This window comes from Shimia sp. MMG029 (assembly GCF_027947445.1).
Lineage (GTDB): Bacteria > Pseudomonadota > Alphaproteobacteria > Rhodobacterales > Rhodobacteraceae > Shimia.
On record NZ_JAQJIM010000022.1, the window covers coordinates 1 to 5,770 of the forward strand.

The window sequence follows — 5,770 nt, forward strand, 5'->3', positions numbered from 1 at the left end:
GGCGGAATTCGTCTGTCCGTTTCATTCCAATAGTTCATCTCCTTTGTTGCAATAAGCGCTATCAAAGGAGCGGCATCAAACCGTGACACGTCCAAATTTCATATGTTCATGTCTGTGGGACCAAATATGGCTATCAGCGATCTTGTGCGCAAGATGGAGGGAGCGTCCGATGCCTCAGTTATGCCAGCCCAATTGAGCAGTAACGCGGCTATTGCAAACCCTGTTGAAGTGGATGGCTTTCTTCCCGAAACGGATTATGGTGTTCGGTCTTGAATCTTATGGCGCCACTAACAGGAATACAATTCGGGTTCTAATTCATCAATCACACAAAGGACTTAATAGCCACGCTGAGAATAATCATTGGACATTCCGAGAGCGAGAGCTGACGATGCAAGGCCACCAGTCTCTTCCAGCCGTTGTGCAACATTAACATCCGATTTCACCGCCTAGAGGCCTTTGAGGCTTGAAATCACGCTAGCTATTCAGCCTGAACAATCTCTTTCTACCTGTGCACTTTTCTGGGCCAGAAGTTAACGCGACAACACTATCTGACGGCCACCACAAACCCCAATTGTGTGTGAAATTTACACCTTGGACCAATAATAGCTTATAAAGTGATACATTAAGTTGACTCTTTTTGTCGCATTATCTAGCTGGCGCGTCAAGAAAGTTAACTTCTCTTGTAAACACTAAGAGAGCCGAGCAAGCGTGTTTCGCCAGCAATCCGGTATCTTCGGATCTAAGGACGAACCATGCACTCAAAAAACAAGAATGGGCTGCTATTAAGCGCAGCGTCGACACTGGCTCTAGTTGTAGCCAGTACCCCCGTCATTGCTCAGAATCTCGATGCTTCGGCAGATGAAGGTGAATATCTGGGCGAGATCACGCTTGGAACCAGCAAGCGTGAAGTTCAAGTTGATACAGCTGTACCTGTCACCGAAATCAACCAAGAAGAAATTGATGATCGTCAGGCCTCTACGGTTGCAGAGCTGGTAGACTCCGTTCCAGGCGTCACTCTGGTAAATGGCTCCACGCCACAGTCATCTGGTATTTCTATTCGTGGTTTTGGCGCAAATGCAACATATGGTACAAACCCACGTGTATTGGTGTTAGTCGACGGTGCCACGACGGGTGGCGAAGAAATCTATCGCATTGGTAATCAGCTTTTTACAGATCCAGCCCTGTATAAGAGTGTCTCGGTTCTTCGCGGCACAGTTGGATCATTTGAATACGGCTCCGGCGTGGTTGGTGGGGTTGTTCGCCTGGAAACCAAAGACGCCTCCGATTTCACCGGAGGTGAAATCGGCACAAGGTTCCGGCAGACTTTGCAAGGCCAGTCGAATGGAGCTGGCTGGGCAGCCTCCTCAATCCTAGCGATGCAACCAACCGAGGATACCGAATTCCTTTTCAGTCTGACGTATCGAGATCAAGACACTTACGATGATGGAAATGGTACAGAGACCGCAGGAACAGATTTCAGCGACTATTCCTATTTGCTGAAAGGGCGCCATACGTTTGGCAACAACAAAGAGCATGCCATCTCAGCTTGGTACAATGCGACTCAATCCAATGACAAAGATGTTCCATATGATATTTTGGGGGCCTCTACCGGTGGTGGCTTCTATTTCGGGAATGTCGACCGAAAGGTAGATAGCCGCGTTGTAGGTGTTCGCTATCAGTATGATCAAGCTGGCAATGATTTGATTCATTTTGACGCAAACCTCACCTATGCCGAACAGGACATCGACAGCACCTATGTTCCTGGAAGTTGTTCTGGTTTCCCTGGTTGCGACTTTGCAGTGGGTAGCTTGTTGAATGCCGATCACAACTACAAGACCACGAAGCTGAATCTTAAGAATACCAGCTACTTCAATACCGGGAATGCATCGCATGACCTGCGATATGGTATCGAGTTTGTAAACCGTGAGCGAGAAGACGCGAACTCTGCACCTGGTGGTACAGATCGTCGGATAGCTGTATTTGCAGTTGACGATATTCGTATCGGAGATCGCTTCACCCTGAGTCCTGCGGTGCGCTATGAGCATCAAGATGTCGAGGGAACCGATGTTGTAGGCGCGGGTGCAACAGATCCGTACGACGATCAATTCTCCAACTCTGCTTTGATGGGTGGCGTATCTGCGCGATATGAATTCGATTCCGGGTTTGGTGTATTTGCCAGCGCAGCTTATTCCGAAGGCTTCCCGATTATCGATAATCTTGACAAGCCGTCTTTTGTTTGGGTGCCAGAAAAGAGCACGACTTATGAAGCTGGGTTCTCTTTCAACCGTGCTGATCTCTTCTCCTCTGGTGACAATTTCGCATTAAAAGTGAACTACTACGACACCAACGTTCGTGATGTGCGGGCAACAGGCAACGTGCTGGCGGTTGTTGATGTTGAAGGTATCGAAATTGAAGCGTCTTATGGTCACTCCAGTGGCTTCTATGTCGATCTGAACGGGACAGCCGCAAGCGGTGATCAGAGTTTCCCTGACGGATCAGTATCAGACTGGCGCTTCGCACCTGTTTCTTCCGCGGCTCTGACCGTAGGTAAACGTTTTGATGAAGTTCTGGACCTTAGCTGGGAGCTTGTAGCCGCGTGTGGTACTGAAGCCATCAACAACACTGGTCCAATTGCCGGATACGGTGTGAACAACATTCGCGCTACCTACCGCCCTCAAAACGGAGCGTTGGAAGGCGTTGAGGTGCGGTTCGGTATCGAGAACGTTCTGGACAAACAGTATCAGACCCAATTGTCGACGCGTGCCTCAGCCGGCCGTAACTTCAAACTCAGCCTTGCAAAAACCTTCTGAGCGAGAAAGGAACTGAAATGGCAATGCCAATTGCGAAAGCACTCTGCGCTACTATAACGTCAGCAGCTTTGCTGGCCACCTCACCAACAGCAGGTATTGCAGAACAGCAAAGCAGTGCTGGGATTGCCATCGAATTGAGTGCCGCCGATGAAGTCGGCGGCGCTTGCCTGATGAGTTTTTTGGCGACGAACTCATATCCTGAGGACATAAAACATGCAGTTTATGAAGTTGTGCTATTTAACACTTCGGGGGGCGTTGAACGCCTAACACTTCTTGATTTTCAAGATCTGCCATCAGCTCGGCCCCGCGTACGCCAATTTAGATTTGATGAAATTAGCTGTGAGAATATCCCACGTGTACTCATAAATGGCGTCGACACCTGTGTTGCAGGCGACAACGTAAGTTGCCTGAATGGGATCACTCTGAGCACTCGTGTGAGAACGGAGCTGATTGGATGATCATACTAAACAACCTACTTGAAAGCGTAAAAAGCGTTCTAGATACTGGTGGCCCGGTTGTGCTTTTGTTGATCGCAATTTCAATCTTAACCGTGACCATCATTCTCTACAAATTCTGGCAGTTTCAAGCTTCCGGTGTCGGGAGTCATAGTCGACTTAAGGAAGCAGTTGCTGCCCTGGATGCCAGAGATGAAGCCACAGCATTGATAAAGCTGGAGCAGAGCAAAAGCTATCTTGTGCCTGCCATCCGTATCGCTATGTCCGGCGATGACGCACGCATTTCAGATCGCGCTGATGCGGAAGCAGAAGACTGTTTTGCTCGGTTGGAACGAGGCTTTAGTACACTTGATCTCATTGCCCAAATTGCGCCTCTTCTTGGGTTATTTGGCACTGTTTTGGGGATGATCGAAGCCTTTCAAAAATTGCAAACCGCCGGTAGTTCGGTCGATCCTTCTTTGCTCGCAGGTGGTATTTGGGTTGCACTTCTTACAACCGCCACAGGCCTTGCGGTGGCCATGCCTACTTCACTTGCATTGAGTTGGCTTGAAGCTCGAATGCTTCGTGAACGCGTTTTCGCCAATAGCGCTTTGCGTACTGTTTTTGCCCCCAAGACAGCGCTGGAGGTTTCAAAGGACCCTTCAAATCACGACTTGGTTTCAGTTCATGGCGCTTAGTTTAGCTAAAAGAAAGAGAAATAGACTGTCTATGACATCACTCATTGATGTCATATTCTTATTGCTTCTGTTTTTCATGCTCACATCTACTTTTTCGAAGTTTGGAGAAATCGAACTTTCTTCCACCGGGCAAAGTGCTCTGGCTGTAAGTGAAAGTAAGCAGGTTTTCGTGAACTTGCGGTCAAATGAAATCCTGCTCAACGGCCAAACCATCACGCAGGTGCACCTTATCGAAAGATTGCGCGACGACCCCAGTCAAGAGAAGACCGTGCTCATTGCGATTGGTCAGGATACGACGTCGCAAGAGTTGGTCGATCTGCTTACGGCTTTGCGCAAGATACCTCATCTGAATACCAGGGTGCTCCAGTGATCCCTAAGAGCCCATGCGCACCCAGCAAGAAAGAACCGACGATTGCCCTTATTAATATCGTCTTTCTGATGCTGATTTTCTTTATGATCGCCGGCACGCTGGCCCCACCCTTGGATCAATCCGTGTCCTTGGTGCGGACAACGGAGCTGGAGGGGCGCGAACCTCCAGATACCCTTGTCATTCGTGCGGATGGGTCGCTTTGGCTGCGTGGTGTACCCAAGGCTTCGATTGCAGACTTTCTCAGCACATTGGAGGAAGAGGCCAAATCTACCATACGCATCGTGCCAGATCGTGATCTGCCAGCCAAACGGTTGATGATACATACGCGAAACTTAAGGGAAAATGGCGCCGAAAGAGTTTTGATTGTCACTGAGAGGGCCCTTCAATGATAAAGACCTCAAAGACAATCGCGATGCTTACCTTTTTGACCGCGGTTGGCTTGCATAGCGCCTACTTTGTTGGACGGTACTCTACAGACGATGTGGACACAGCGGGCGGTGCCCCTCAGGTGACGGCATCTCTTGGGAGTAGCTTCGCTGATCTAGCTGCCGGCAATAAAGTTCCTCATCGACCTGATGTGAAGCATTCTGACGAGTGGGTTGATGAAGCGGAGGCTCCACGCCCAGAAACATTGGAGAATAGCAAAAACGTCGGTTGGATTGAGCCGCAGACTCAGCGCGTTGCGGCGCCTTCCAGAAATGTAACAAAAACTGAGCAGCCAGAGGTGTTGCCTACACATAGGCCAGTTGCAGACGCTTCCCCCACACAAACAAAATCGACAATTGCGCCGGTAAAGCTACCGACAAAGGAACCGGAAGCCTCGAGTGTTAGCCAGCCCAGCAAAAGCTCCAAGGTCACTGTTCCCCCAAAAGTCGTTACACTTAAGCCAATCGAGAGGGGCGTTGCGGATCGAAGACCTAAGAAGCCTACGGAAAAGAAAAAACAGACAAAAAAGTCTGAGCAAAAGCGAGCTAATGTCGCTGCTGGAAACGCTTCAACAAATGCGCGTAAGGGAACTCAGACGGGAAAAGAAAACCAAAAGGCCGCAACATCCTCGAAAGTAAAAGGAAAGTCACAGGCTTCAGGTAATGCCGCGCTGTCCAATTACAAAGGGAAAGTGTATCGAAAGATTGCAAGAGCCAAACGTGGAAAGTCAAATATTCGCGGAACAGCGCGTGTGTCGGTGTCCATTTCAGCAACTGGTCAGCTTTCGGGGTTAAGGATATCGAAAAGTTCCGGCTCAGCTAGACTAGATAATACGGCACTTTCGCAAGTAAAGCGCGCTGCACCTTTTCCGGCTCCACCAGATGGTCAGCCTAAGAGCTATGTCATCAGCATTAAGGGGTCTTAGTTGCGAGATCAGGCGGTTTTGTGTGGTTAAGGAGAAGGGCTGGCAATAGGTATTGTTATGTGGCGCAGATCAAAAAAGCGAATCACCGGAGAATTCAGCCATTACGC

6 protein-coding genes are annotated in these 5,770 nt (G+C 49.3%); all 6 read left to right on the forward strand.

Translation table 11 applies throughout. The features are described from left to right. Positions 1-752: 752 nt before the first annotated feature. The 6 genes from PJL69_RS20150 (at position 753) to PJL69_RS20175 (ending at position 5,663) form a co-directional block, all read left to right on the forward strand. The gene (locus PJL69_RS20150) at positions 753-2,810 is read left to right on the forward strand and encodes a TonB-dependent receptor domain-containing protein (protein WP_271311290.1); all 2,058 of its coding nucleotides are present in this window, start codon (positions 753-755) and stop codon (positions 2,808-2,810) included. A 17-nt stretch (positions 2,811-2,827) separates the two neighbouring features. Next, a complete protein-coding gene (locus PJL69_RS20155; RefSeq protein WP_209101201.1) occupies positions 2,828-3,268 on the forward strand; it encodes a hypothetical protein in 441 nt (146 codons plus the stop codon). Further along, positions 3,265-3,942: a MotA/TolQ/ExbB proton channel family protein gene (locus PJL69_RS20160; RefSeq protein WP_271311291.1), complete on the forward strand. Its 678-nt coding sequence runs from the start codon at positions 3,265-3,267 to the stop codon at positions 3,940-3,942. Before PJL69_RS20155 ends, PJL69_RS20160 begins: the two co-directional genes overlap by 4 nt. Next, positions 3,932-4,312, forward strand: coding sequence for an ExbD/TolR family protein (locus PJL69_RS20165; protein WP_271311292.1), 381 nt, complete (start codon positions 3,932-3,934; stop codon positions 4,310-4,312). The genes PJL69_RS20160 and PJL69_RS20165 overlap by 11 nt, the downstream gene beginning before the upstream one ends. A gap of 68 nt (positions 4,313-4,380) precedes the next feature. After that, positions 4,381-4,701 (forward strand): ExbD/TolR family protein, encoded by a 321-nt coding sequence (locus PJL69_RS20170; RefSeq protein WP_441347520.1) that lies wholly within the window; start codon positions 4,381-4,383, stop codon positions 4,699-4,701. Then, the gene (locus PJL69_RS20175; protein ID WP_271311294.1) at positions 4,698-5,663 is read left to right on the forward strand and encodes a cell envelope integrity protein TolA; all 966 of its coding nucleotides are present in this window, start codon (positions 4,698-4,700) and stop codon (positions 5,661-5,663) included. Before PJL69_RS20170 ends, PJL69_RS20175 begins: the two co-directional genes overlap by 4 nt. Positions 5,664-5,770: the final 107 nt, after the last annotated feature.